The 24,182-nt window shown below is 70.4% G+C and carries 20 protein-coding genes and 1 tRNA gene; 5 read left to right on the top strand and 16 right to left on the bottom strand.

The features are described 5' to 3' along the window. Window positions 1-58 precede the first annotated feature (58 nt). The 3 genes from ACZ7N4_RS05070 to ACZ7N4_RS05060 are packed head-to-tail and all read right to left on the bottom strand — an operon-like array spanning window position 59 to window position 3,293. Entirely contained in the window at window positions 59-943 is an 885-nt protein-coding gene (locus ACZ7N4_RS05070) for a carbohydrate ABC transporter permease (protein WP_471353893.1), read from the bottom strand. Continuing rightward, window positions 940-1,965 carry a carbohydrate ABC transporter permease gene (locus tag ACZ7N4_RS05065; RefSeq protein ID WP_471353891.1) on the bottom strand — a complete coding sequence of 342 codons (1,026 nt, stop codon included), beginning with the start codon at window positions 1,963-1,965 and terminating at the stop codon, window positions 940-942. Before ACZ7N4_RS05065 ends, ACZ7N4_RS05070 begins: the two co-directional genes overlap by 4 nt. After that, a complete protein-coding gene (locus ACZ7N4_RS05060; RefSeq protein ID WP_471353889.1) occupies window positions 1,962-3,293 on the bottom strand; it encodes an ABC transporter substrate-binding protein in 1,332 nt (443 codons plus the stop codon). The genes ACZ7N4_RS05065 and ACZ7N4_RS05060 overlap by 4 nt, the downstream gene beginning before the upstream one ends. 312 nt (window positions 3,294-3,605) lie before the next feature. Between ACZ7N4_RS05060 and ACZ7N4_RS05055 the strand changes: the two genes are divergently transcribed. After that, entirely contained in the window at window positions 3,606-4,661 is a 1,056-nt protein-coding gene (locus ACZ7N4_RS05055) for a LacI family DNA-binding transcriptional regulator (protein ID WP_471353886.1), read from the top strand. Between the two features lie 183 nt (window positions 4,662-4,844). Here ACZ7N4_RS05055 and ACZ7N4_RS05050 read toward each other — a convergent pair. The 3 genes from ACZ7N4_RS05050 to ACZ7N4_RS05040 all read right to left on the bottom strand — a co-directional run bounded on the left by ACZ7N4_RS05050 (window position 4,845) and on the right by ACZ7N4_RS05040 (window position 7,025). After that, window positions 4,845-4,917: transfer RNA gene (locus ACZ7N4_RS05050), tRNA-His, on the bottom strand. A gap of 106 nt (window positions 4,918-5,023) precedes the next feature. Beyond that, window positions 5,024-5,626: an oligoribonuclease gene (orn, locus tag ACZ7N4_RS05045; RefSeq protein ID WP_467929901.1), complete on the bottom strand. Its 603-nt coding sequence runs from the start codon at window positions 5,624-5,626 to the stop codon at window positions 5,024-5,026. 181 nt (window positions 5,627-5,807) lie between these two features. Continuing rightward, window positions 5,808-7,025, bottom strand: coding sequence for a GlxA family transcriptional regulator (locus ACZ7N4_RS05040; protein ID WP_471353884.1), 1,218 nt, complete (start codon window positions 7,023-7,025; stop codon window positions 5,808-5,810). A 963-nt stretch (window positions 7,026-7,988) separates the two neighbouring features. On the opposite strand from ACZ7N4_RS05040, the gene ACZ7N4_RS05035 reads away from it, so the two are divergent. Further along, window positions 7,989-8,516 (top strand): universal stress protein, encoded by a 528-nt coding sequence (locus tag ACZ7N4_RS05035; RefSeq protein ID WP_189294432.1) that lies wholly within the window; start codon window positions 7,989-7,991, stop codon window positions 8,514-8,516. A 337-nt stretch (window positions 8,517-8,853) separates the two neighbouring features. On the opposite strand, the gene glmS is transcribed toward ACZ7N4_RS05035, so the two are convergent. Together glmS and ACZ7N4_RS05025 are read right to left on the bottom strand one after the other, a co-directional pair. Next, complete coding sequence (gene glmS / locus ACZ7N4_RS05030; RefSeq protein WP_471353881.1) at window positions 8,854-10,671, bottom strand: glutamine--fructose-6-phosphate transaminase (isomerizing); 1,818 nt, start codon at window positions 10,669-10,671, stop codon at window positions 8,854-8,856. 26 nt (window positions 10,672-10,697) lie between these two features. Then, the gene (locus tag ACZ7N4_RS05025) at window positions 10,698-10,955 is read right to left on the bottom strand and encodes a hypothetical protein (RefSeq protein ID WP_471353878.1); all 258 of its coding nucleotides are present in this window, start codon (window positions 10,953-10,955) and stop codon (window positions 10,698-10,700) included. Between the two features lie 165 nt (window positions 10,956-11,120). On the opposite strand from ACZ7N4_RS05025, the gene ACZ7N4_RS05020 reads away from it, so the two are divergent. Next, complete coding sequence (locus tag ACZ7N4_RS05020) at window positions 11,121-12,686, top strand: purple acid phosphatase family protein (protein WP_471353877.1); 1,566 nt, start codon at window positions 11,121-11,123, stop codon at window positions 12,684-12,686. Window positions 12,687-12,708: 22 nt separating this feature from the next. Here ACZ7N4_RS05020 and ACZ7N4_RS05015 read toward each other — a convergent pair whose 3' ends face one another. Beyond that, a complete protein-coding gene (locus ACZ7N4_RS05015; protein ID WP_471353873.1) occupies window positions 12,709-13,581 on the bottom strand; it encodes a DUF4429 domain-containing protein in 873 nt (290 codons plus the stop codon). A gap of 95 nt (window positions 13,582-13,676) precedes the next feature. Here ACZ7N4_RS05015 and ACZ7N4_RS05010 point away from each other — a divergent pair, with 95 nt between their 5' ends. Further along, window positions 13,677-15,278, top strand: a complete 1,602-nt coding sequence (locus ACZ7N4_RS05010) for a beta-N-acetylhexosaminidase (RefSeq protein WP_471353869.1) — start codon at window positions 13,677-13,679, stop codon at window positions 15,276-15,278. 64 nt (window positions 15,279-15,342) lie between these two features. Here ACZ7N4_RS05010 and ACZ7N4_RS05005 read toward each other — a convergent pair whose 3' ends face one another. The 6 genes from ACZ7N4_RS05005 to ACZ7N4_RS04980 form a co-directional block, all read right to left on the bottom strand. Continuing rightward, on the bottom strand, window positions 15,343-17,115 hold the full coding sequence (locus ACZ7N4_RS05005; RefSeq protein WP_471353867.1) for an IucA/IucC family protein: 1,773 nt from the start codon (window positions 17,113-17,115) through the stop codon (window positions 15,343-15,345). After that, window positions 17,112-17,639 (bottom strand): GNAT family N-acetyltransferase, encoded by a 528-nt coding sequence (locus ACZ7N4_RS05000; RefSeq protein ID WP_471353865.1) that lies wholly within the window; start codon window positions 17,637-17,639, stop codon window positions 17,112-17,114. The genes ACZ7N4_RS05005 and ACZ7N4_RS05000 overlap by 4 nt, the downstream gene beginning before the upstream one ends. Next, window positions 17,636-18,913, bottom strand: coding sequence for a lysine N(6)-hydroxylase/L-ornithine N(5)-oxygenase family protein (locus ACZ7N4_RS04995; RefSeq protein WP_471353862.1), 1,278 nt, complete (start codon window positions 18,911-18,913; stop codon window positions 17,636-17,638). Before ACZ7N4_RS04995 ends, ACZ7N4_RS05000 begins: the two co-directional genes overlap by 4 nt. Continuing rightward, window positions 18,897-20,339 (bottom strand): lysine decarboxylase DesA, encoded by a 1,443-nt coding sequence (gene desA, locus ACZ7N4_RS04990; protein WP_471353859.1) that lies wholly within the window; start codon window positions 20,337-20,339, stop codon window positions 18,897-18,899. Before desA ends, ACZ7N4_RS04995 begins: the two co-directional genes overlap by 17 nt. A 121-nt stretch (window positions 20,340-20,460) precedes the next feature. Next, window positions 20,461-21,303, bottom strand: a complete 843-nt coding sequence (locus ACZ7N4_RS04985) for a siderophore-interacting protein (RefSeq protein WP_471353856.1) — start codon at window positions 21,301-21,303, stop codon at window positions 20,461-20,463. A 65-nt stretch (window positions 21,304-21,368) separates the two neighbouring features. Next, on the bottom strand, window positions 21,369-22,415 hold the full coding sequence (locus tag ACZ7N4_RS04980; protein ID WP_471353855.1) for an ABC transporter substrate-binding protein: 1,047 nt from the start codon (window positions 22,413-22,415) through the stop codon (window positions 21,369-21,371). Between the two features lie 122 nt (window positions 22,416-22,537). On the opposite strand from ACZ7N4_RS04980, the gene ACZ7N4_RS04975 reads away from it, so the two are divergent. Then, window positions 22,538-22,999 (top strand): hypothetical protein, encoded by a 462-nt coding sequence (locus tag ACZ7N4_RS04975; protein WP_471353853.1) that lies wholly within the window; start codon window positions 22,538-22,540, stop codon window positions 22,997-22,999. Window positions 23,000-23,017: 18 nt separating this feature from the next. Here ACZ7N4_RS04975 and ACZ7N4_RS04970 read toward each other — a convergent pair whose 3' ends face one another. Next, on the bottom strand, window positions 23,018-24,178 hold the full coding sequence (locus ACZ7N4_RS04970; protein WP_471353851.1) for an acyl-CoA dehydrogenase family protein: 1,161 nt from the start codon (window positions 24,176-24,178) through the stop codon (window positions 23,018-23,020). Window positions 24,179-24,182 lie beyond the last annotated feature (4 nt).

Below are 24,182 nucleotides of genomic sequence, written 5' to 3'. Positions count from 1 at the left end.
GCGTGCGAGGAGGGGCCGGGACGGCGGTGACCCGGCCCCCGTGAAGCGGACGGGCGGATCAGCCCTTGATCGCGCCCTGCATGATCCCGCCCACGATCTGCTTGCCGAACAGCAGGAAGGCGACCAGCAGCGGCAGCGTGCCGAGCAGCGCCCCCGCCATGATCACCGCCTGGTCGGGGACATACCCGGTACCGAGCGAGTTCAGGGCCACCTGCACGGTCGGGTTCTGCTGGTTCAGGGCGATGATCGGCCACAGGAAGTCGTTCCAGGCGAACACGAACGTCAGCAGGCCCAGCACCGCCATCGCGGGCCGCGCCGCCGGGAAGACCACGTGCCAGACGATCCGCAGACTGCTCGCCCCGTCCACCCGGGCCGCCTCGATCAGCTCGGTCGGCAGCGCCTGCACCAGGTACTGCCGCATGAAGAACGTACCGAACGCGGTCACCAGGCTCGGCAGGATCACCGTCTGCAGCTGGTTCGACCAGCCCAGGTCCGACATCCACAGGTACAGCGGTACGACGGCGAGCTGCGGCGGGATCATCATCGTGCCGATGGTCAGCAGCAACAGCAGGCCGGAGAACCGGAACCGCAGCTTGGCGAAGGCGAAGCCGGCCAGGGTGGAGAACAGCACCGTGCTCACGGTGATCGTGCCCGCCACGACGACCGAGTTGACCATCGCGGTGCCGAGCCCGGCCTCGTCCCAGGCCGCCTGGAGGTTCTTGAACAGGTTGCCGCCGAACCACAGCGGCGGCGGGGTCTCGGCGAGGCGCCGGTCGGTGCGGGAGGCCGCGATCGCCGTCCACACCAGCGGGGCCAGCGAGACCAGCGCGAACACGGCCAGCACGACATAGGTCACCGGGCCCGCGTGCAGCTGCTTGCCCGCGCCCATCCGGCCCCGGCGCCCGCCGGTCTTCCGGGGCAGCGTGAGTTCAGTGGTGGTCATTGAGTCTTCCTCAGCCGTCGGGTGAGCAGCAGGTTGACCGCGGCGATGATCAGCAGGATGAGGAACATCGACCAGGCGATCGCGGACGCCTTGCCGAGGTTGCCGATGATCCAGCCCTGGTCGTACATGTACAGGCCGAGGGTCTGGTACTGGTGCTCCGAGCCGCCCTTGGAGCCGCTGACCCCGCCGAACAGCAGCGGCTCACCGAAGAGCTGCGTCGCGCCGATGGTGGAGACGACCACCGTGAACAGGATCGTCGGCCGCAGCTGCGGAACGGTCACGTGCCGGAACTGCTGCCAGCGGTTGGCGCCGTCGATCGCCGCCGACTCGTACAGGTCGGCCGGGATCGCCTGCATGGCGGCCAGGTAGATCAGCGCGTTGTACCCGGTCCACCGCCAGATCACGATGGACGACACCGCGAACTGCGAACCCCAGTCGGACTCCCGCCAGTTGACCGGGCCGACCCCGAAGAGGTCGAGGATCCAGTTGACCATGCCGCCGTCCCACGAGTACAGCAGCGTGAACACCAGGGTCGCCGCCGCCACCGAGGTGGCGTACGGGGTCAGCATCACCACGCGCCACACGGTCGAGCCGCGCAGCTTGTAGTTGAGCAGGTGCGCGAGCGCGAGCGCGGCCAGCAGCTGGGGCACGGTCGAGATGACGCCGATGCTCAGGGTGTTCTTCAGGGCGTTCCAGAAGAAGTCCGAGGACAGCAGGTTCTGGTAGTTGTCCAGGCCCGCCCAGGTCTGGTGGTCGAGGGCCGACAACTGCACGTTGTGCAGCGAGTACCAGGCCGTGTAGAGCAGCGGGACCAGGGAGAAGGCCCCGAAGAGGATGAAGAAGGGGGCGACGAAGGCGTACGGCGACGCCTTCATGTCCCAGCGGTACAGCCGGCTGCGCCAGGAGTCGGCGCCCGCCGGCGCACCGCGACCGCGAGCGCCCCGGGCCGCGCCCGGCGTGGAGCCGGGCGCGGCCTCGGCACTCGACGCGGTACGCGCGAGAGCCTGCTTGGAGCTGCTCACTGGCCGAGCACGTCCTTGATCTCGTTCTTAGCGGCGTCCCAGCCCTGCTCGGGCGACTTGCCCTTCTGCTCCACCTGGAGGATGCCGACGTCGGTCAGCGCGGTGTTGATCGGCTGGTCCTTGGTGCCGAAGTACTGGACCGGGATCGTCTTCGCCGAGTCGGCGAAGATCTGCGTGATCGGCGCGTCCGAGAAGTACGCCGTGGTGTCGGCGGCCGGCTTCAGGCCCGCGTAGGCCGACGGCGTGGACGGGAAGCTGGCCTGCTTGGCGAAGACCTTCGCCTGCTGCTCCGGCGCGGTCAGCCACTTCGCCAGCTCGATGGCCTCCTTCTGGTGCTTGCCCGCCGTCGGCACGCCGATGAAGGAGCCGCCCCAGTTGGCCGCGGTCGGGGCCGCGGCGACGTCCCAGTTGCCCTTGCCCGAGTCACCGGACTTCTGCTCGATGTAGCCGATCATCCAGGCCGGGCAGGCGACGGAGGCGAAGGTGCCGTTGGCGAAGCCCTGGTCCCACGGCTTGTCGAACTGCTTCAGCTTGGCGGACATGTCGCTCGTGGCCACCGTCATCGCGGCGTCCCAGGCCTTCTTCACGCCCTCGGACTTGTCCCAGACGACGTTGCCGTCCTTGTCGTAGTACCGGGTGTCGGCGCCGCCGAGGGCCGCGTTGTAGACGGAGGAGGCGGAGTCCACGAACTTGGTGCCGTTCGGCGCCTTCTTCATGTACTGCTTGCCCACGTCGACGTACTTGGCCCAGTCGCCCTTCCACTGGGCGGCCAGCTTGTTCCGGTCCGTCTCCAGACCGGCCTTCTTGAACAGGTCCTTGCGGTAGCAGATCGCCATCGGACCGACGTCGGTGCCGAGGCCGATGGTCCTGCCGTCCTTGGTGGTGGCCTGGGCGAGCTTCCAGTCCAGCCACTGCGACTTGTCGACCTCCTTGCCGAGGTCCACGAACTTGTCCGCCTGGGTCTGCACGGCCTCGGTGATGTTGCCGACCTCGATGGCCTGGATGTCGTCGGTGCCGGAGCCGGCCTGGAGGCGGGTGAGCACCTTCGGCCAGTACACGTCTGTTCTGGTGGTGACGTTCTCCTTGATGTTGATGTCCTTGTGCAGCCTCATGTACTCGTCGTACAGGCCGGCCTGCTTGTAACCGAAGACGCCGAAGGTCCCGATGGTCAGCGTGATCCTGCCCTTGCCGCCACCGCCGTCGCCGCCCGAGTTGTCGGACGTGCCGTCGTCCGAGTCGTTGGCGCAGCCGGCCAGCAGCCCCGTGGTCAGCGCGGCGACGGCCGCGAGGGCCATCAGCCGCTGGGACCGGCGGATGCTCGTGCGCATTGCGTCCTCCTGTTGCCTGACGTGCCGACCCCCCGGCCAACTGCATGGAAATCGGGCCCGTTCGTACTCGCTGCGGCTCGGGCGGGGAACGTGCGGGATGTGTAGGTGTCAGGTACTGTGGGAGCGCTCCCACAGGTGATGTGTTGAAGAGTCGTCGGTTCCCGGCGGGGTGTCAAGGGAGCGGACGGGGCGAACCGCGTTCAGTTATCTGCCTGTTAACTGCCCTCGCGGGTCCCCTCGCACCGCTCGCCCCTCTGGCCAGGACTGTTAGATTCCAGCCATAAGCAGGACGCGGCGAGAAAGGCGGAGCCCATGGCAAGCCATGGAGGGCGGGGCCGGAGCGGAGGGCGGCCCACGCTCGAAGAGGTCGCCGCCCGGGCCGGGGTCGGACGGGGCACGGTCTCCCGGGTGATCAACGGCTCGCCCCGGGTCAGCGACGCCACCCGCGCCGCGGTCGAGGCGGCCGTCGCCGAGCTGGGGTACGTCCCCAACACCGCGGCCCGCGCCCTCGCGGCCAACCGCACCGACGCCATCGCCCTGGTCGTCCCCGAGCCGGAGACCCGCTTCTTCGCGGAACCGTACTTCTCGGACATGCTGCGGGGTGTCGGCGCCGAACTGGCCGACACCGAGATGCAGTTGCTCCTGATCTTCGCCGGCAGCGACCGCGAGCGGCAGCGTCTCGCCCAGTATCTGGCGGCCCACCGCGTCGACGGTGTCCTCCTGGTCTCCGTGCACGCCGACGACCCCCTTCCCGACCTGCTGTCCCAGCTGGAGATCCCGGCCGTGATCAGCGGCCCGCGCTCGGCGGCCGAGTCGCTCACCTCGGTGGACTCGGACAACTACGGCGGTGCCCGCTCGGCGGTGGAGCACCTGCTGGGCCGGGGGCGCCGCCGGATCGCGCACATCACCGGCCGCCTGGACGTGTACGGCGCCCAGCGCCGCGTCGACGGCTACCGCGACGCCCTGCGCGACGCGGGTCATCCGGCGGACGACCTCCTGATCGAGCCGGGTGACTTCACCGAGGAGGGCGGCCGCCGCGCGATGCAGCTCCTGCTCTCCCGCGACCCCGGCCTGGACGCGGTCTTCGCCGGCTCGGACGTGATGGCGGCCGGCGCCCGGCAGGTGCTGCGCGAGGCGGGCCGCCGCATCCCCGACGACGTCGCCCTGGTCGGCTACGACGACTCCGCCATCGCCCGTCACATGGATCCGCCGCTCACCAGCGTCCGTCAGCCCATACAGGAGATGGGCCGCGCGATGATCGACCTCCTCCAGACGGAGATCGCCGACCGCCGCCCGCCGGCGTCCCGCGGCCTGGACCGCCGCCGGGCGGTGCTGCCCACGGAACTGGTGGTACGGGCGTCGTCGTGAGGGGCGGGGCGGCCGGCTTCCTCGCGATCGGCAGGGATCGGCTTCCTCGATCAACGGGCGGAGGCGCGTGCGGGCCTCACCGCAGGGCTGCACCACGGGGCTTCACCACACGGCTTTCCGTGGAGAGAAACAGAATCAGCCGGTGACCCCGTCTTCCGACGAAGTCACCGGCTGATTACTCAGGGTGAGTGACGGGACTCGAACCCGCGGCATCCTGGACCACAACCAGGTGCTCTACCAGCTGAGCTACACCCACCATGACCGGCTGTTCGAGGAGTGTTTTCCCCGACCGGCCGAGAAGAAGTCTACAGGGTCCGAAGGGGTGCTCGCGCACAGGTTTTCGCGCGGCCCCCGCGCGGCGGCTACCGCGCGGGCAGAACGTGCCTGGCGGCGATCGTCCTCGCGGTGTCGGAGTCCGGGCCGGGCTGCGGCACGAAGATGGCCTCGCGGTAGTAGCGCAGCTCGGCGATCGACTCGCGGATGTCGGCGAGGGCCCGGTGGTTGCCGTTCTTCTCCGGGCTGTTGAAGTACGCCCGCGGGTACCAGCGGCGGGCCAACTCCTTGACCGAGGACACGTCGACGATCCGGTAGTGGAGGTAGTCCTCCAGCGTCGGCATGTCCCGCAGCAGGAAACCGCGGTCGGTGCCGACGGAGTTGCCGCACAGCGGGGCCTTGCCGGGCTCCTTCACGTACTCCCGGACATAGGCGAGGACCTGCTCCTCGGCGTCCTGGAGGGTCGTACCGTTCTCCAGCTCGGCGAGCAGACCGGACGCGGTGTGCATCTGACGCACCACCTCCGGCATCGTCTCCAGCGCCCGGGCCGGCGGCCGGATGACGATGTCGACCCCTTCGCCCAGCACGTTCAGCTCGGAGTCGGTGACGAGGGCGGCCACCTCGATGAGAGCGTCGTCGGACAGCGAGAGGCCGGTCATCTCGCAGTCGATCCACACCATGCGATCGTTCATGCGACCACCCTAAAGCGGACCTGAGCTTTTGGGTGCCCCCTGTGACGGGGGCGGTCGGGACTGAGGAGCCGCCGGTACGGAGGAGCTGCCGGGACGGAGAAGCCGCCGGTACGGAGAAGAGGGGCCGAGCCTGCGCTCGCCCCCTCTCCGTCCGTGCCCGTCTCCGTGCTTCCCGCCGCGCTCAGCTACCGCTGCGTGGTCCCGGCAGCAGCCCCACCGCTCCGGCGGTGGCCCGGCGGGTCTGCATCGGCACCCCGCCGTCCCGGTGCTCGTACGGCAGTGCGGGCGGCGGACCGCCCATGGGGCCGGACAGGCCCGCGGGCGCGCCCTGCTGGCCGGGCTGGTGCACCGCCGGCTCCGGCTCGCCCGGCTTGTCGCCCTGCGGCCGGCGGGCACGGTAGGCGGCACGGTAGGCGGCGGGGGACGAGCCGAGCTGGCGGCGGAAGTGGCCGCGCAGGGCCACCGGCGAGCGGAAGCCGCACCGGCCCGCCACCTCGTCCACGGAGTAGTCCGACGTCTCCAGCAGCCGCTGCGCCTGCAGCACCCGCTGGGTGATCAGCCACTGCAGGGGTGCGCTGCCCGTCAGCGAGCGGAACCGGCGGTCGAACGTACGGCGGCTCATGTAGGCGCGTGCCGCCAGTGTCTCCACGTCGAACTGCTCGTGGAGGTGTTCCAGCGCCCAGGCGACGACCTCGGCGAGCGGGTCGGCGCCGATCTCCTCCGGTAAAGACCTGTCGAGATAGCGCTCCTGCCCGCCGGACCGGCGCGGCGGGACCACCAGGCGGCGGGCCAGCGCGCCGGCCGCCTCGTTGCCGTGGTCCGTCCGCACGATGTGGAGACAGAGATCGATTCCGGCCGCCGTCCCCGCCGACGTGAGCACGTCGCCGTCGTCGACGAAGAGCTCGCGTGGATCCACGTGGACCGACGGGTAGCGCTTGGCCAGCGTCGGTGCGTACATCCAGTGGGTGGTCGCCGGGCGGCCGTCCAGCAGTCCGGCCGCCGCGAGCACGAACGCGCCCGTGCACAGCCCGACGATGCGGGCGCCTTCCTCGTGGGCCCGACGCAGCGCGTCGAGCGCCTCCTCCGGTGGTGGTGAGGTGATCGAACGCCAGGCCGGTACGACGACCGTCCCGGCGCGTGAGATCGCCTCCAGCCCATGCGGTGCGGTGAGTTCGAGGCCCCCTGTGGTCCGCAGCGGGCCTTCCTCGCCGGCACACACCAACAGGCGGTAGCGCGGCACGCCGGCGTCCTGGCGGTCGATCCCGAACACCGACAACGGAATGGAACTCTCGAAAATGGGGCCGCCGCTGAACAGCAGCACCGCGACGATCTCCTTGCGGCGTCGCCCGGACAGTTTCCGGGCTGCGGCGTCCGGCGAGGCAGTGGAGTCGTGGCTCATCCTGCTAAGCCCCCCTTGGTGGTCGCGGCTCCTCGGTTGTGTCGCTCCTGCACGTTTCCCCTCGGTCCTGCACGAGTCCCCCGCCGTAAAGACAGTCAAGATCGAATTTACTGGCTCCCGCGATCGCGCGGTGGCCAGTTCCCCACGCGGCACATTGTCGACATGACAACTTGGCGTGAAGCATTCGATCACGAAGCGTTGCACTCCCGTGGCGCGCAGGGAAGTGCGCCTTGTCGCAGTGGCCAAACCGCGTAGGGTGCGCAGCGGCCCGTAGACCCTTTCCGTGCAGGTGGAACGGGGGTCGGGGGGTGGTTCGGACCCCTCCTGGCCGATATCGAGAAGTTGGCTGAAAAGCAGCGTTCAAAGGCGCGGAAACAGGTCAGTCGACCGGTGTCCGCTCCCGGTGTGACGCCCACCTCTTTGCGCCTCGCAACGCCGGGCACACCGCTCGGAGCGGCGCAGCAGCACCCGGCAGACCGCCGTGACGGCGGCGAGACCCAGGGCGGAACCCGTGGCGCCGGCCAGTGAGGTGCCGTACCAGACGAGTACCACGGGGACGAGTACGCAGCTGAAGGCCGCCCAGCGGATCACCTCACTCGCGGTGTCCGGCGCGGGGCGCGGGTCGGCGCTGGGGCGGGGTGCGGGCATCTCGTACTCCCTGGGGCGGTGGCTCACCCCGATTCAACGCCCGTCCGACCGCTCGGTCACCGCAGGCGCATCTGTGAACGCTGTGCAAACCGCCTGTACGGGGCAGCAACCATTGCGTTACGGGCGTGGCTCGTGCATGCTCCGGTGAACCCCTACGGACATCGGGGGGCCGCTCACGGAGCGTGCGCGGTGTCTGTGCTCAGGAGGAGTGCCGCCGTACCCTTGGGGGTATGGGCTTGGGAAGATGTTTCCCGGACACAGCTCCGCCGCACACTGTCGTCCCACCCGATCAAGGATCACAACGCCGAGACAGCCATGGCCGGTCACGAATTCTTCGAACCCGCGGACCGCAAGCGGCCGGTCGCCGACCCCACGGCGGCCGATCCCCTGGCGGCGGAAGAGGCACGTCCGTCCTGCGACCCCGCCTTCCGGCACGGAGTCGTCGTCGGCTTCGACGGCTCCACCTCCAGTGAGCGCGCCCTCGCGTACGCGATCGGCATGGCCCACCGGTCCCACTCCGGCCTGATCATCGTCCATGTCGCCAACCGGCTGCCCACCACCGTGTGGGCCGGGTGCGAGCCGCCGGTCTTCGTCGACGTGCCGGACCACCGCACGGAGGTCCTGGGGCTGGAGCTGGCCTGTGCGGACTACCTGGCCGAGGTGCCGTGGATCCTGGTCGAGCGGGGCGGTGACATCTGCCACGAGCTGGAGGAGGTCGGGCGGGAGTACGAGGCGGACGCGATCGTCGTCGGCTCCACGCACGGCATCGTCGGCCGGATCTTCGGCTCCGTCGCGGGGCGGCTCGCCAAGCGGGCGCAGCGGCCCGTGATCGTCATTCCCTGAGCCCCCCAACTCCCTTGACGCAGCCGGGTGCAGCACAAAACTACCCGCGCGTAGAGGTGCTTCGTGCCCTTGTGAAGGGCATATAGGGCTCACCGCACCACCGCACCCGCGCGAAGGGAGCCCGCCGTGGACGCGCCCTGGGCACCACCCTGTTGGCGTTCGGTTTCCTCATCCCTGCCTCCGGTGCGGCGGCTTGGTGCGCGGCGGCGCCGGCGCACCGGCCCGGCCCTTCCGGAGCGTGCCGCCGGCCGGGGGGTGACGGCCACCGGCTGACCTCCAGCGGCACGGGAAGGACCCCCATGTGACGGGTGGCACACGTGGGGGTCCGTTCCGTCTCCTACTCGACCGTCACGGACTTCGCGAGGTTCCGCGGCTTGTCGATGTCCCGGCCCAGGGCCTTCGCCGTGTGGTAGGCCAGCAGCTGGAGCGGGATGCCCATCAGGATCGGGTCCAGTTCGTCCTCGTTCTTCGGGACGAGGATCGTCTGGTCGGCCTTCTCCTGGTGCTGGTGGGCGACGGCGAGGATCTTGCCCTCGCGGGCCTTGATCTCCTCCAGGGCCGCGCGGTTCTTCTCCAGCAGGTCGTCGTCCGGGACGATCGCGACCGTGGGCAGGGCCGGCTCGATGAGGGCCAGCGGGCCGTGCTTCAGCTCGGAGGCGGGGTAGGCCTCGGCGTGGATGTAGGAGACCTCCTTGAGCTTCAGGGAGGCCTCGCGGGCCACCGGGTAGCCCCGGACGCGGCCGATGAAGAGCATCGAGCGGGCGTCGGCGTAGCTCTCCGCCAGCTGCCTGATCTCCTCTTCCTGCTTGAGGATTTCGGTGATCTGCTCGGGCAGCCGGCGCAGGCCCTCGATGATCCGCTTGCCGTCGCGCACGGAGAGGTCACGGGTGCGGCCGAGGTGCAGGGCGAGCAGGGCGAAGGCGACCGTGGTGTTGGTGAAGCACTTCGTCGAGACGACGCAGACCTCCGGGCCGGCGTGCACGTAGACGCCGCCGTCGGCCTCGCGGGCGATCGCCGAGCCCACCACGTTGACCACGCCGAGGACCCGGGCGCCCTTGCGCTTCAGCTCCTGGACGGCGGCCAGGACGTCGTACGTCTCACCGGACTGGGAGACCGCGATGTACAGGGTGTCGGGGTCGACCACCGGGTTGCGGTAGCGGAACTCGGAGGCCGGCTCGGCGTCGGCGGGGATGCGGGCCAGCTCCTCGATCATCTGGGCGCCGATCATGCCCGCGTGGTACGAGGTGCCGCAGCCGAGGATCTTCACGCGGCGGATCTGCCGGGCCTCGCGGGCGTCCAGGTTGAGGCCGCCGAGGTGCACGGTGGAGAACCGGTCGTCGATGCGGCCGCGCAGCACGCGGTCCACGGCGTCGGCCTGCTCGTGGATCTCCTTGTGCATGTAGGTGTCGTGGCCGCCCATGTCGTACGACGCCGCCTCCCACTCCACGGTGGTCGGCTCGGCCGAGGTGCGGGTGCCCTCGGTGGTGTACGTGCGGAAGTCGTCGGCCTTGAGGGTGGCCATCTCACCGTCGTCCAGCGTCACTATCTGGCGGGTGTGGGCGACCAGCGCGGCGATGTCCGAGGCGACGAACATCTCCTTCTCGCCGATGCCGAGGACGACGGGGGAGCCGTTGCGGGCCACCACGATGCGGTCGGAGAAGTCGGCGTGCATGACCGCGATGCCGTAGGTGCCCTCGACCACCCGGAGGGTCTCGCGGACCTTGTCCTCCAGCTTCTCGGCCGTGGAGCGGGCGACCAGGTGGACGAGGACCTCGGTGTCGGTCTCGGAGAGGAACTCGACGCCGTCCGCCTCCAGCTTGCGGCGCAGGTCGGCGGCGTTGTCGATGATGCCGTTGTGGACGACGGCCACCTTGCCGTCGGCCGACATGTGCGGGTGGGCGTTCAGGTCGGAGGGGGCGCCGTGGGTGGCCCAGCGGGTGTGGGCGATGCCGGTGGTGCCCTTGAAGCGCGCCGGGACCTTGGCCTCCAGGTCGCGCACCCGGCCCTTGGCCTTGACCATCTTCAGGCCGGGCGTCTTCGGGGAGGTGACGACGATGCCCGCGGAGTCGTAGCCGCGGTACTCCAGCCGCTGGAGGCCCTCCAGGAGGAGGGGTGCCACGTCACGCTTCCCGATGTATCCGACAATTCCGCACATGTACAGGTATCTCTCAGCCTGGCGTCTCAGCCGTAGACCATGCGGCGCAGCTGCCTGAGCGTCAGCTCCGGCGGCGCCACCGCCCGGTATTTCAGGTCCGCCTCGATCCGTTCGAAGATCTCCGCGTTCACCAGGCCCTGGGTCTGGAGTTCGCGGTGGCGGCGACGGACGAAGTCCTGGGTCGTCTCGTCGAAGAAGGCGAGCACGTCCTGGACCACCCGCAGCGCCTCGCCCCGGTTCAGGGGCGTGGACCGCGTCAGATGATCGACAAGTTCCTCGTGCACCCGGTAGATCCTGGAGTACCGGCGCCTCTTTCGCAAGAATCGTGCCCGATTCCGGGCAGGCACCTGTTGAATCTCTCATGGTGCGCTGTTCGCACGTTGTCCATCCTGCGTCTTGTGTCCCGTAGCCCTGGCGGACGAGTTTCAGACGCCATGGACATTCCTCGTATGGGAGTACCCGAGAAGCTGGCCGAGCGCATGAGCATGGCCGAGCAGCACGAGTACCTGCGCGCCAGATTCTCGCGGCGCACCGTGATCAGGGGCGGCGCCGTCACGCTGGGCGCCGTCACGGGCGGCGCGTTCGTGCCGGGCGCCACCGCAAGGGCCGCGGTGCCGACCCGGCGAACCGTCGGCTCCGCCGCCGCGGTCGACGGTTCCCTCGCCGCCCCCTTCGGCCGCCACCTGGCCTGGGGCAACGACCCGCGCACCGAGATCACCGTCTCCTGGCAGGTCCCGGTCGCCGTCAAGAAGCCGTTCATCCGCATCGGCGCCCACCCCTGGGACCTCTCCCGCAAGATCGAGGCCGAGGTCCGCACCCTCCACACCCCCGCCGGTGTCGGCGCGAGCGGTGACCACACCCAGTACTACCTGCACGCCAGGCTGACCCGTCTGCGTCCCGGCAGGACGTACTACTACGGCGTCGGCCACCAGGGCTTCGACCCGGCCCGGCCGCACCTGGCGGGCACCCTGGGCACCTTCACCACCGCCCCCGCCCACAAGGCGCCGTTCACCTTCACCGCCTTCGGCGACGAGGGTGTCGGCTACCACGGCCTGGCCAACAACGCCCTGATCCTCGGCCAGAACCCGGCCTTCCACCTGCACGCCGGTGACATCGCCTACGGCGACCCGTCCGGCGCGGGCAAGCCCACCGACACGGGGTTCGACTCGCGCACCTGGGACCAGTTCCTGTACCAGACCGAGTCGGTCGCCAAGCAGGTCCCGTGGATGCCGGCCTACGGCAACCACGACATGGAGGCCTGGTACTCGCCCAACGGCTACGGCGGCGAGGAGGCCCGCTGGACGCTCCCCGACAACGGGCCGGACCGGAGGAACCTGCCGGGCGTCTACTCCTTCGTCTACGGCAACACGGCCGTCATCTCGCTCGACGCCAACGACATCTCCTTCGAGATCCCTGCGAACCTGGGCATATCGGGCGGAACGCAGACCTCGTGGCTGGAAGGCCAGCTGAAGAAGTTCCGCGCCGCCAAGGACGTCGACTTCGTCGTCGTCTTCTTCCACCACTGCGCCTACTGCACCTCCACCGCGCACGCCTCCGAGGGCGGTGTCCGCCAGGAATGGGTCCCGCTGTTCGAGAAGTACACGGTGGACCTGGTCATCAACGGCCACAACCACCAGTACGAGCGCACCGACGTCATCAAGGCGGGCAAGGTCAGCAGGAAGCTGCCGATCGGCGGCACCGCCTACCCCGAGACCGACGGCGTGGTCTACGTCACCGCGGGCGCCGCCGGCCGCAGCCTGTACGCCTTCTCCGCCCCGGACTCCTACGAGGGCCACGAGCACGAGACCGACTCGGTCGCCTCGTTCGTGAACACCGAGGACGGCAAGGTCGACGAGACCGTCGCCTGGTCCCGGGTGCGCTACCTCGACTACTCCTTCCTCCGCGTGGACGTCACGCCCGCCCCCAAGGGCCGGCAGACCACGCTGAAGGTGTCGGGCATCGCCGAGACCGGCGACCGCATCGACCACTTCACGGTCTCCCGCAGGGCCAAGTAGGCCGACCGCGAGCAGGCGGTCCTCACAGGCGCCTGAGGACCGCCTGCTTGGCCAGCGCGAACTCCTCGTCGGTCAGCACCCCGTCGCGGTGCAGCTCGCCCAGCTCGCGCAGCCGGCGCAGCAGCACGTCGTGGTCGTCCCCGGACGGCTCCGCGGCCCGCTGCGGCGGGACCTCCGGTACCTCCGGCCCGGCCGCCGAGGGATGCGGGAGGCGCGCCTGCACGGCCGCCGCGACCAGGGCCATCAGCGGGTCCTTCCGGAAGCCCCACAGCTCGACCGCGTGGGGGTCGTACTTGGGCGGCACGGCGGCCGGGGCGCCGCGCACCAGGAACCGCAGGTACCCGTTCTCCAGGCCGGCCGCCGGCTGCCACTCCACACCGGTGATCTCCGCGAGGGGTATCGTGCGCGGACCGGACGAGGCCTTGGCGTCCTCCGTCTTCCAGTTCCACTCCAGTCGCACCCGGTCCCCGTCGAAGCCCGCCGTGCCGTCCCCGGCCGACACGGACACCGGCACCGACGGGCCCGGCAGCAGGTAGCCGGTGACCGGACCCGCCGGAACCCCCTCCAGCAACAGGGCGTTGCGCACTTCGTCGGCGACGTACTCGGCGACCCCGTACCGGTCGGGCTCCACGGTCAGCCGATACGGGTCCTGCGCCCCGGCCAGCCGGCCCGCCGTGGCCTGGAGGAGGGGATCGGCGCCGTCGCGCAGCCGCAGCCTGAGCTGCCCCGCCTTCCGGCCCTGCTCGAACGAGATCCCGGCCAACGCGCCGAGCGGTACGACGAGTTCGCCCAGCTCGCGGCGGAGCGGGCCCACGTTCTTGTCCCGGCCCGGGGTGAGGCGCAGGGCATCGCCGTCGAAGGCCCAGGTGCCGTCCTTCTGGATGATTTCCGCCATGCGGGGATTGTTCCACCCGATCTGCGGGACAGTTGGTCTCGACCACGTCGGGCGGTCAGCCCCCGCCGACGGTCGACCCTCCGAAGGGAGCGCATGTGAGACGGAACCACAGCACGACTCCCCGAACGCCCCGCGCCCTCGGCGCCCTGCTGCTGCTCGCGGCGGCCGGCGCCTTCACCCTGGGCGCGGCCCCCGCGGCCGAGGCCGCCGCCCCGACCCCGCTGAACCGGGTGGTCCCGGCGCCCGCCTCGGTCACCCCGGGCGGGACGCCGTACCGCATCACCCGTGCCACCGCCGTCCGCGTCGACGGCTCCGCCGAGGTCCGCCGCATCGGCGGCTATCTGGCCGGCCTGCTGCGCCCCGCCACCGGCTACCCGCTGCCGGTCACCGACCGCGGCACCGGCGGCATCCGACTCCGGCTGACCGGGGGCGACTTCGGCGCCGAGGGGTACCGGCTGCAGAGCGGCGCCGGCGGCGTCACCCTCACGGCGCGCACCTCCGCCGGGCTCTTCCACGGCGTCCAGACGCTGCGCCAGCTCCTCCCCGCGGCCGTCGAGAGGAAGAGTGTCCAGCGCGCGACCTGGCAGATCGCCGGCGGCACCGTGCAGGACCGCCCCCGCTACGCCTACCGCGGCGCCATGCTGGACGTCTCCCGGCACTTCTTCACCGTCGCCCAGGTCGAGCGCTACATCGACCAGCTGGCGCTCTACAAGGTCAACGAGCTGCACCTGCACCTCAGCGACGACCAGGGCTGGCGCATCGCGATCGACTCCTGGCCGCGCCTGGCCTCCTACGGCGGCTCCACCCAGGTCGGCGGCGGCCGGGGCGGCTTCTACACCAAGGACGACTACCGGGAGATCGTCCGGTACGCGGCCTCCCGCTACCTGGAGGTCGTCCCGGAGATCGACATGCCCGGCCACACCAACGCCGCCCTCGCCTCCTACGCGCAGCTCACCTGCGACGGCGTGGCACCCCCGCTGTACACCGGCACCCAGGTCGGCTTCAGCTCGCTGTGCGTGCCCAAGGAGGTCACCTACGACTTCGTGGACGACGTGGTCCGGGAGCTGGCCGCCCTCACCCCCGGCCGCTATCTGCACATCGGCGGCGACGAGGCGCACTCCACCAGTCACACCGACTACGTGCGCTTCATGGACCGCGTGCAGCCGGTCGTCGCCCGGTACGGCAAGACGGTCATCGGCTGGCACCAGCTCACCGGCGCCCACCCGGCCCGCGGCGCCCTCGCCCAGTACTGGGGCCTGGACGGCACCGGCGCGGCGGAGAAGGCCCAGGTGGCGCAGGCCGCCCGGAACGGCACCGGACTGATCCTCTCCCCGGCCGACCGGATCTACCTCGACATGAAGTACACGAGCGGCACCCGCCCCGGCACCAAGTGGGCGGGCCTGGTCGAGGTCGGACGGTCCTACGACTGGAACCCTGGCGCCTACCTCGCCGGAGCACCCGCCTCCGCGATCAGGGGCGTCGAGGCGCCGCTGTGGTCCGAGACCCTGACCACGTCCGCCGACATCGAGTACATGGCGTTCCCGCGGCTCGCCGGCGCGGCCGAGCTGGGCTGGTCCCCGGCGGCCACGCACGACTGGAACGCCTACAGGGTGCGACTCGCGGCACAGGGCCCGCGCTGGGACGCCCTCGGCATCCACTACTACCGGTCGCCGCAGGTGCCCTGGCCGGCGCGCTGACCCGGAAGCCGACGGGCACCCCGGAGGACCGTACTCCGGGGTGCCCGTCGGGTCCGGGGCGCCGTCAGAACCCGGCGATCGGGTTCTTCAGGGTGCCGACCAGCTGGAGCGCGCCGGAGGGATCGGCGAGGTCCACCATCTGCTCGTTGTTGCGCAGCTGGAGCCGGTTGAGGCAGGACAGCGCGAACTCGGGGGCGAACATGTCGTACCGGCGGAACTTCTCGGCCAGCTCCGGGTTCGCCTCCTGGTACGCGCGGGTGACCTCCGCGACCGTGCGCCAGAAGTCGTCCTCCGTCAGGACGCCCTCGGCGGCGAGGTGGGCGGCGAGGAAGCGGAAGAAGCAGTCGAAGACGTCCGTGAAGACGGACAGCAGCTTCTTGTCCTCCGGGACCTCGACCCGGATCCGCCGCACCTCCGGCGGCAGGGCCGCGTCCGGGTCCATGACGGCGATCTCCTCGGCGATGTCCTTGAAGACCGCCCGCTGCACGGCGCCGTCCTTCAGCACCAGGACGACGTTCTCGCCGTGCGGCATGAACACCAGGTCGTAGGCGTAGAAGCTGTGCAGCAGCGGGGTGTAGTAGGCCCGCAGGTACCGCCGCAGCCACTCCGTCGGGGCCAGGCCCGACCGCTCGATCAGCGCGCCCGCGAGCGAGGCGCCCTCCTGGTCGACGTGGAGCAGGGAGGCCATGGTCGCGAGGGTCTCGCCGTCCCGGAGCGAGGGCACCGGGCTCTCCCGCCACAGCGCGGCGAGCATCTTGCGGTAGGGCGAGTAGCGGTCGGTGGCCGCCTCGTACTCCAGGTGCCGGTAGCCGACGGCCGCCCGCTCCCGGATGACCGACAGGCCCGTCGACCTCAGCACCGGGTCGCTGTCGACGAGCCGGGCCAGCCAGTCGTTGATGGCCGGGGTCGCCTCCATGTAGGCGGCGGACAGACCCCGCATGAAGCCCATGTTGAGGACCGACAGGGCCGTCTTCACATAGTGCTTGTGCGGGTCGCTGGTGTTGAAGAAGGTCCGGATCGACTGCTGGGCCAGGTACTCGTCGTCGCCCTCGCCGAGGCAGACCAGCAGCTCGCGGGCGACCTCGGCGGCGAACGTGACGCTCAGCTTGTTCCACCACTGCCAGGGGTGGACCGGGATGAACAGGTAGTCGGCGGGGTCCAGGCCCCGGTCGGTGAGGACGGCACGGAACCGCTCCACCGTCTTCTCGCCCAGCTCGGCCCGCATGAAGGACTCGTACTCGATGCCGGCGCCGGCCGTGAACGCGGCCCGCGAGCGGTGGGCGGCCAGCCACACCAGCCGTACCGGGCTCGCCGTCTCCGGCGCGTACGACAGGTACTCGTGGACGCCGAAGCCGAGCCGCCCGTTGTTCGCGACGAAACAGGGGTGGCCCTCGGTCATCCCGGTCTCGACGGCCTGGAAGTCGCCGCGGGCCAGCTCGGCGGAGGTCACCCTCGGCTTGGTGAGCTTGTAGCAGGTGCCCGACAGGGTGGAGGAGATCTCCTCCAGGTACACCGGCAGGATCTCGTCGCTCAGCCCCAGCGACTCCCTGAGCTCGACGAAGAAGTCCAGCGCGGCCGGCGGGAGGTCGGCGCCGTCGCGGTGCCGGGTGACGGAGTCCGGGTCGATGTCCCAGTGGTCCAGGGCCCGCCGTACGGCGCTGAACCGGTAGCTGGTGAGCCCGTCGTCACTGCGGACGACGTACCGGCCGCCGCCCTGCTCCTGCGGGGTGATCAGCCGCTCGTGCGCGAACTCGGCGAGCGCCTTGCGCAGCAGCAGCCGGTTGGCGGTCGCCCAGCGCTCGGGGGACAGGTGGGCCACGGCGTCGGCGAGGGTCATGCGGTAACCGCCTTCTCGAACTGCTCGCGGGTGCAGAAACTCAGCAGCGCCCGCTTCTCCGGCTTGTCGATCTCCCGTTCGGCCACGAAGCCGACGGCTTCGTTCAGGGCGTGCACGGCCGTGTTGCGGACGTCCGGCTCGACGACGATCCGCCGTACCGACGGGTCCTCGAAGAGGTGGAACATCACGGCGGTGAGGACCGACCTGGTGAACCCGTGCACGGGAGTGTCGGTGGGCGGCACCAGGAAGTGCATGCCCACGTCCCCGGACCGCGGCTCGTACAGCCCGGCCAGCTCCCGGTGCGAGGGGTCGTACCGTTCCATCAGGAACGCGGGCGTGCCGTCCTCGGCGAGGCCGAGCAGCGCGTGGTGGTGCTCGTCGGCCGCGATCTCCATGTAGGTCCGCTCGACGTCCTGGAGTCTCGCGTCCTGCATCATCCAGAACGCGGCCTTGGGGTGCGTGACCCACGTGTGCAGCAGCTCGGCGTCCTTCAGGGGGTCGAGGGGCCGGAACGTGAAGGTCATACGGCGAACTCCTGGAAGGCGATGCTCTTCTCGACCGGGTAGTACTCGGTGCCGAGCAGCTCACGGATGATGTACGCGTTGCGGTACGCGCCCATGCCCAGGTCGGGGCTGGTGATGCTGTGCGTGTGGACGCCGGCGTTCTGGAGGAAGACGCCCCGGCCGGTGACGTCGACGGCGTAGTTGCGGGCGACGTCGAAGTTGCCGTGGGAGTCGTAGACCAGGCGGTCCTTCACGGGGTTCAGGAACTCCGGTTCGGCGTACCGGTAGCCGGTGGCCAGCACCAGGCCCTGGGACTCGATCTCGAAGTCCTTCTCCTGCTCCTCCTGGCGGAAGGAGAGGGTGTACGTGCCGTTGTCGTAGGCCGCGCCGGTCAGCGCCGAGTTGGTGAGCAGACGGGTGGGGACCGGGCCGGCCAGGCTCTTCTGGTAGAGCAGGTCGAAGATCGCGTCGACGAGATCGCCGTCGATCCCCTTGAACAGGCCCTTCTGCTCGGCCGTGAGGCGGTAGCGGGTGGCCTCGGGGAGCTCGCGGTAGTAGTCGATGTACTCCGGGGACGTCATCTCCAGGGTGAGCTTGGTGTATTCGAGGGGGAAGAAGCGGGGGGAGCGTGTCACCCAGTTGAGCCGGTAGCCGTGGACGTCGATCTCGCCGAGGAGGTCGTGGTAGATCTCGGCGGCCGACTGCCCGGAGCCGACGAGGGTGATCGACTCCTTCTTCACCAGCTCGCTTCTGTGCTGCACGTAACGGGAGTTGTGGATGAAGTCGCCGCCCAGACCCCGGCAGGCCTCCGGCACGTGCGGCGGGGTGCCGGTGCCGAGCACCAGGTGGCGGGCGCGGTACACGTCACCGGAGTCGGTGCGCACGAGGTAGTGCTCGTCCTCGTACGTCACCTCCGTCACCGTCGTACCGAAGCGGACGCTGCTCAGCTGGTGCGCGGCCCAGCGGCAGTAGTCGTCGTACTCGACCCGCAGCGGGTAGAAGTTCTCCCGGATGTAGAACGAGTACAGCCTGCCCCTCTCCTTCAGGTAGTTCAGGAAGGAGTACGGCGAGGTGGGGTCGGCCAGGGTGACCAGGTCCGACATGAACGGCGTCTGGAGGTGCGCGCCGTCCAGGAACATGCCGGCGTGCCACTCGAAGTCGGGCTTCGACTCCAGGAAGACGCCGTCCAGTTCGGCGATCGGTTCGGTGAGGCAGGCGAGCCCGAGGTTGAAGGGGCCGAGCCCGATCCCCACGAAGTCACAGGTGGTGGTCGGGGCTTCAGGACGCGCGGTCAAGGGACTCTCCCAGGTACTGCTCGGCGTGGCCGGCGATCAGATCGAGGACGGCGGCGATGTCGGCCGCCCGGGTCTCGGGGTTGAGCAGGGTGAACTTCAGGTGGTGACGGCCGCCCACCTTGGTGCCCGCGACGACGGCGTCACCGGAGGCGAACAGGGCCCTGCGGGCGTAGAGGTTGGCGCGGTCGATCTCGGCCGGGTCGGTGACGGCCGCCGGGATGTAGCGGAACACGAGGGTGGACAGGCTGGGCCGGACGACGACGTCGTAGCGCGGGTCGGCGGCGAGCAGCTCCCACCCCTCCCGCGCCAGGTCGCACACCTCGTCGAAGAGCTGCCCGATGCCGTCGGCGCCCATGGTGCGCAGCGTCATCCACAGCTTGAGGGCGTCGAAGCGGCGGGTGGTCTGGAGGGACTTGTCCACCTGGTTGGGGATGCGCTCCTGCACCATACGGCGGGGGTTGAGGTACTCCGCGTGGTAGGTGGCGTGCCGCAGGGTGGCCGCGTCGCGGACCAGGACGGCCGAGGAACTGACGGGCTGGAAGAAGGACTTGTGGTAGTCGACGGTGACCGAGTCGGCGCGCTCGATGCCGTCGATGCGGTCCCGGTACTTCAGGGAGGCGAGCAGCCCGCAGCCGTAGGCCGCGTCCACGTGCATCCACACGCCGTACTGGGCGCACAGCCCGGCGATCTCCGGCAGAGGGTCGATGGAGCCGAAGTCGGTGGTTCCGGCGGTGGCGACGACGGCCATGGGGACCAGGCCGTCGCTCGCGCACCGCTCCAGCTCGTGGGCGAGGGCGACGGTCTGCATGCGCTTGTCGTGGTCGACGGGGATCACGACGACGGCGTCCGGCCCGAGCCCGAGCAGTTTGGCGGACTTCTGCACGCTGAAGTGGCTGACCTCGGAGGCGAAGATCCGCAGTTTCGCCGCACTGCCGGTCTTGGCCTCCTCCCGGGCCAGCAGCAGTGCCTGGAGGTTGGACTGGGTGCCGCCGGAGGTGAACACGCCGTCGGCGGCGGGCCCGAGGCCGATCCGCCGGGCCGTCCAGTCGATCAGCTTCCGCTCGATCAGGGTGCCGCCGGCCGACTGGTCCCAGGTGTCCAGCGAGGAGTTGACCGCGGAGAGCACGGCCTCGCCGAGCACCGCCGGGATGACGACCGGGCAGTTGAGGTGGGCGAGGTAGCGGGGGTGGTGGAAGTAGACCGCGTCGCGGAGGTAGACATCCTCCAGTTCGTCCAGCACGGCGCCGGTGTCGCCCAGCGGGCGGTCCAGGTCGATCGCGTCGATGGCGGGGGAGAGGGCGTCCACGGTGACGCCGGTGAACGGACGGTCGGTGGTGGCGAGTTTGGCCGCCACCCGCTCTACTCCTTCGGTCACGGAGCGGCGGTAGTGCTCCGCGGTGAGGCCATTGAGCAGGTGCGAGCGCATGTGGGGGTCCTCCGAGGGGACGGTCCGTGCGGGATCAACTTAGGTTAGCCTAACCTAAGTTATCTGGGTCGGGACACACCTCTGCCGTGACGGGGTCACCGGCGGGGGAGCCGGGCGCCGGCTACTCGGCGGCCCGGAGCTGTTCCTCCGTCATCCCCTGCCGCCAGTACCCGACGAAGGTGACCCGCCGCCGGTCCACCCCGCGCTCGCCGACGAAGTGCCGCCGCAGCGCCTTCACCTGACCGGACTCGCCCGCGAGCCACGCGTACACCCGGGCGGTATCGGGCAGTTCGGCGGCCCGCACAACGTCGACGGCCGTGGGGGACCCGTCGTGCCGTACGAGCCACGTGATCTCCGCGTCCGCCTCCGTGCGCACGTCCTGGATGTCACCGGCGTGCGGCACCTCCAGCCAGGCCCGGGCCCGGGTGCCCGCGGGGAGGGATTCGAGGATCGCGGTCGCGGCGGGTACGGCGGTCTCGTCGCCGCACAGGACGACGAGTCCGGTGTCCTCGGGCGGGCGGAAGCGGATCGCCCGGTTGTCGGCGAGGGCCGGCCCGAGCAGCAGCACCCGGTCGCCGGCGGCGGCCCGGGCGGCCCAGCGGGAGGCCGGCCCGGCGGGCGTGGCGGCACCCGGCTCGACGCCGTGCAGGGCGAAGTCGATGTCGATCTCGTCGGGTTCGCGGCGCAGCGCCCGCAGCGTGTACGAGCGCATCACGGCCCGTACGTCGTCCGGGAGTTCCCGCCACCCCTGCCACCAGCCGTCCCCCAGCTCCAGCGGCACCACGGGCTCGCTCTGCCCCGGATGCGGCAGGAACAGCGACAGGGACTGGTCCCGCCCGAGCGAGTGGAAGGCGTGCAGGTCGGGCCCGCCGAAGGTGACCCGGACCAGAGACGGACCGAGCCGCCTCGTCCGCACGACCTGAAGGGAGAAGAAACGGAACGGGGCGGCTACGGCCGTCGTCATCTGTGGCTCCTGAGGGTGGGGTTCAGGGCGTTGTGGGGAGCTTTGTCGAGGGGCCGCGGCGGAGGTCAGGCGACCTTCTTGGCCTTCTCCAGGGCCTCGGCCAGGTTCGTCAGCAGCGGCACGCACTTGTCGTACGACAGGATCGGCTCGGGGGAACGGGCGATGACCTGGCCCGCCTTCACCGCGGGCAGCTTCTTCCAGGTGGCCTTGGTGATGTCGGCGGGCTGGATGGCCGAGGTGCGGTCGTCCATCATGATGAGGTCGGCCTGGTACTTGTCGACGTTCTCCCAGCTGAGCGACTCGAACCAGCCGCCGCCCTGCTTCTTGGCGCTCTCCGGCGGCTCCACGAAGTTCACGCCGAGGGCCTTGAAGTACTCCAGGTCGACGGAGAGGTTGGTGCCGGAGACGTAGAACAGCTGGTCGCTCGCGGAACCGGCCAGCACCTTGATGTCGGGCTTGGCCTTGGCGGCGGCGCGCAACCGGGCGGCCGCGTCCTCGAACCGCTTCCTGGCGTCGGTGACCTTGGCGGCCTTCATGTCCGCGCCGAGCGACTCGGCGAGGTCCCACATGCGCTGCAGCGGCCGGGTCAGCTGGCGGTCGTAGACGGAGATGCCGACGCCGGGGGCCAGCTGGGCGATCTTCTTCTTCGACTCCTCCGGGACGTACCAGAGGGTGCCGGCGTCGTCGAACATCGTGCTGATGAGCACGTCCGGGGCGAGGGAGGCGTACTTCTCGATGCTGAACTGGCCCCAGGCGTTGCCGAGGACCGTCACCTTGCTGATGTCCATGTCACCGGCCTGGACGTCGGCCTTGCCCGCGGTGGTCCTCGTGGGACCGAAGACGCCCTTGACCTGGATGCCGTAGTCGTACAGCGCGGCGCCGACACCGGTGAAGGCGACGATGTTCGCGGGGACCCTGTCCAGCTTCACGGTCGTGCCGCGGTCGTCCTTGAAGGACCAGGGTCCGGACGCGCCGGCCTTCCCCGCCGAGCCGGAGCCACCGTCTTCGCCCTTGTCGTCCCCGCAGGCGGTGAGCGCGGCACCGAGTCCGAGGGCGCCGCCGGCGGCGAGCAGGCCGCGGCGAGTGAGGTGGGTGGCACGGGCAAGGGGCATGGGTATGACTGCTTTCGACCGGGGCGGAGCGCCCGCCGGACACGTTCCAAGGTAGGTTAGCCTAACCTCAGCTGATGTCCAGGGGGGTGGGGCGGCTCCGCGCCGGTCCTCAGGATGAGCGCGTGATCATCCCGTCGCGAAGACCCGCACGCCGGGCCGCCGTTCTCCTGACGGCCCTGGCGCTGGCCGCCGGATGTGCCCTCGTGGACGACACGGCCACGGTCTCGGTGCGCCAGGTCGTCGGCACCCGGAAGGCGGCCGACGGCGAGACGCTGACGTTCGCCGGCGACCGCACGTTCACGTCCGCCGGCCTCGACTCGAAGAAGCTCGTCGACTACTCCGAGCTGTGCCCCGGGAAGCGGGCCACCGGCACCTGGTCGTTCTTCGCCGGCCAGGGCGATGGTGTGTACGGCACCACCGACAAGGCCGGGTCGGGCTCCGAGGTGGGTCTCTTCTCCGACGAGGAGCCGTCCGGGTCCTGCTCGTTCTCGCTGCTGGTGATCGACGGCGGCGCGACCCTCTGCGCCACCGTCGACCCCGACGACCCCTGCGGCCCCGACGTCCGCTTCACCCGGCGGAAGTGACCCTCGGCCCGCCGGCCCTCAGCCCGCCAGCCCCAACTCCCGCGCGATCAGCATGCGCTGGACCTCGCTCGTGCCCTCGCCGATCTCCAGGATCTTGGAGTCGCGCCACATGCGGGCCACCGGGTACTCGTTCATGAAGCCGTAGCCGCCGTGGACCTGGGTGGCGTCGCGGGCGTTGTCGACGGCGACCGTGGAGGAGTAGAGCTTGGCCAGGGCCGCCTCCTTCTTGAAGGGTTCGCCCGACACCAGGCGGGACGCGGCGTCGCGCCAGGCCAGGCGGGCCGTGTGGGCCTTCATCTCCATGTCGGCGATCTTGAACTGGATGGCCTGGTTGGCGCCGATCGGCCTGCCGAACGCGTGGCGTTCCCTGGCGTACTTCACCGACTCGTCGACGCAGCCCTGGGCCAGGCCGGTGGCGAGCGCCGCGATGGCGATCCGGCCCTCGTCCAGGATGCGCAGGAACTGGGCGTAGCCGCGGCCCGTTTCGCCGAGCAGGTTGGCCGCGGGGACACGGACGTCGGTGAACGACAGCTCGCGGGTGTCGGAGGCGTTCCAGCCGACCTTCGAGTACGGCGCCGCCACCGTGAAGCCCGGTGTGCCGGACGGGACGATGATGGCCGAGATCTCCGGGCGGCCGTCCGGCTTGCGGCCCGTCACGGCGGTGACGGTCACCAGACCCGTGATGTCCGTGCCCGAGTTGGTGATGAAGCACTTCGTGCCGTTGATGACCCATTCGTCCGTGTCCGGATCGAGGCGGGCCGTCGTACGGGTCGCCCCGGCGTCGCTGCCGCCGTCCGGTTCCGTCAGACCGAACGCGCCCAGGATCTCGCCCGAGCACAGGCGTGGGAGCCACTCCCGCTTCTGCTCCTCGGTGCCGAACAGGTGCAGCGGCATCGCGCCCAGCGAGACGCCCGCCTCCAGGGTGATCGCCACCGACGAGTCGACCCGGGCCAGCTCCTCCAGGGCGATGCCGAGCGCCAGGTAGTCGCCGCCCATCCCGCCGTACTCCTCCGGGAACGGCAGCCCGAACAGGCCCATCCGGCCCATCTCGCGGACGATCTCGTACGGGAACTCGTGCCGCTCGTAGAAGTCGCCGATCTTCGGCGCCACCACGTCGTGCGCGAACTGCTCGACCGTACGGCGGAGTTCCTCCAGCTCGGGGCTGAGACGGTGGTCCATGCTG

The sequence above is a fragment of the Streptomyces sp. NPDC107654 genome, assembly GCF_055639035.1.
The sequence above is the reverse complement of the archived record's forward strand: the minus strand, read 5'-3'. Positions and strand labels throughout refer to the sequence as shown.

Bases quoted from the DNA above. Each gene is read 5' to 3' on its own strand.
- ACZ7N4_RS05070 (WP_471353893.1), bottom strand. From the start codon at position 943: ATGACCACCACTGAACTCACGCTGCCCCGGAAGACCGGCGGGCGCCGG.
- ACZ7N4_RS05060 (WP_471353889.1), bottom strand. From the start codon at position 3,293: ATGCGCACGAGCATCCGCCGGTCCCAGCGGCTGATGGCCCTCGCGGCC.
- ACZ7N4_RS05055 (WP_471353886.1), top strand. From the start codon at position 3,606: ATGGCAAGCCATGGAGGGCGGGGCCGGAGCGGAGGGCGGCCCACGCTC.
- orn (WP_467929901.1), bottom strand. From the start codon at position 5,626: ATGAACGATCGCATGGTGTGGATCGACTGCGAGATGACCGGCCTCTCG.
- ACZ7N4_RS05040 (WP_471353884.1), bottom strand. From the start codon at position 7,025: ATGAGCCACGACTCCACTGCCTCGCCGGACGCCGCAGCCCGGAAACTG.
- ACZ7N4_RS05035 (WP_189294432.1), top strand. From the start codon at position 7,989: ATGGCCGGTCACGAATTCTTCGAACCCGCGGACCGCAAGCGGCCGGTC.
- glmS (WP_471353881.1), bottom strand. From the start codon at position 10,671: ATGTGCGGAATTGTCGGATACATCGGGAAGCGTGACGTGGCACCCCTC.
- ACZ7N4_RS05020 (WP_471353877.1), top strand. From the start codon at position 11,121: ATGGGAGTACCCGAGAAGCTGGCCGAGCGCATGAGCATGGCCGAGCAG.
- ACZ7N4_RS05015 (WP_471353873.1), bottom strand. From the start codon at position 13,581: ATGGCGGAAATCATCCAGAAGGACGGCACCTGGGCCTTCGACGGCGAT.
- ACZ7N4_RS05005 (WP_471353867.1), bottom strand. From the start codon at position 17,115: ATGACCCTCGCCGACGCCGTGGCCCACCTGTCCCCCGAGCGCTGGGCG.
- ACZ7N4_RS05000 (WP_471353865.1), bottom strand. From the start codon at position 17,639: ATGACCTTCACGTTCCGGCCCCTCGACCCCCTGAAGGACGCCGAGCTG.
- desA (WP_471353859.1), bottom strand. From the start codon at position 20,339: ATGCGCTCGCACCTGCTCAATGGCCTCACCGCGGAGCACTACCGCCGC.
- ACZ7N4_RS04985 (WP_471353856.1), bottom strand. From the start codon at position 21,303: ATGACGACGGCCGTAGCCGCCCCGTTCCGTTTCTTCTCCCTTCAGGTC.
- ACZ7N4_RS04980 (WP_471353855.1), bottom strand. From the start codon at position 22,415: ATGCCCCTTGCCCGTGCCACCCACCTCACTCGCCGCGGCCTGCTCGCC.
- ACZ7N4_RS04970 (WP_471353851.1), bottom strand. From the start codon at position 24,178: ATGGACCACCGTCTCAGCCCCGAGCTGGAGGAACTCCGCCGTACGGTC.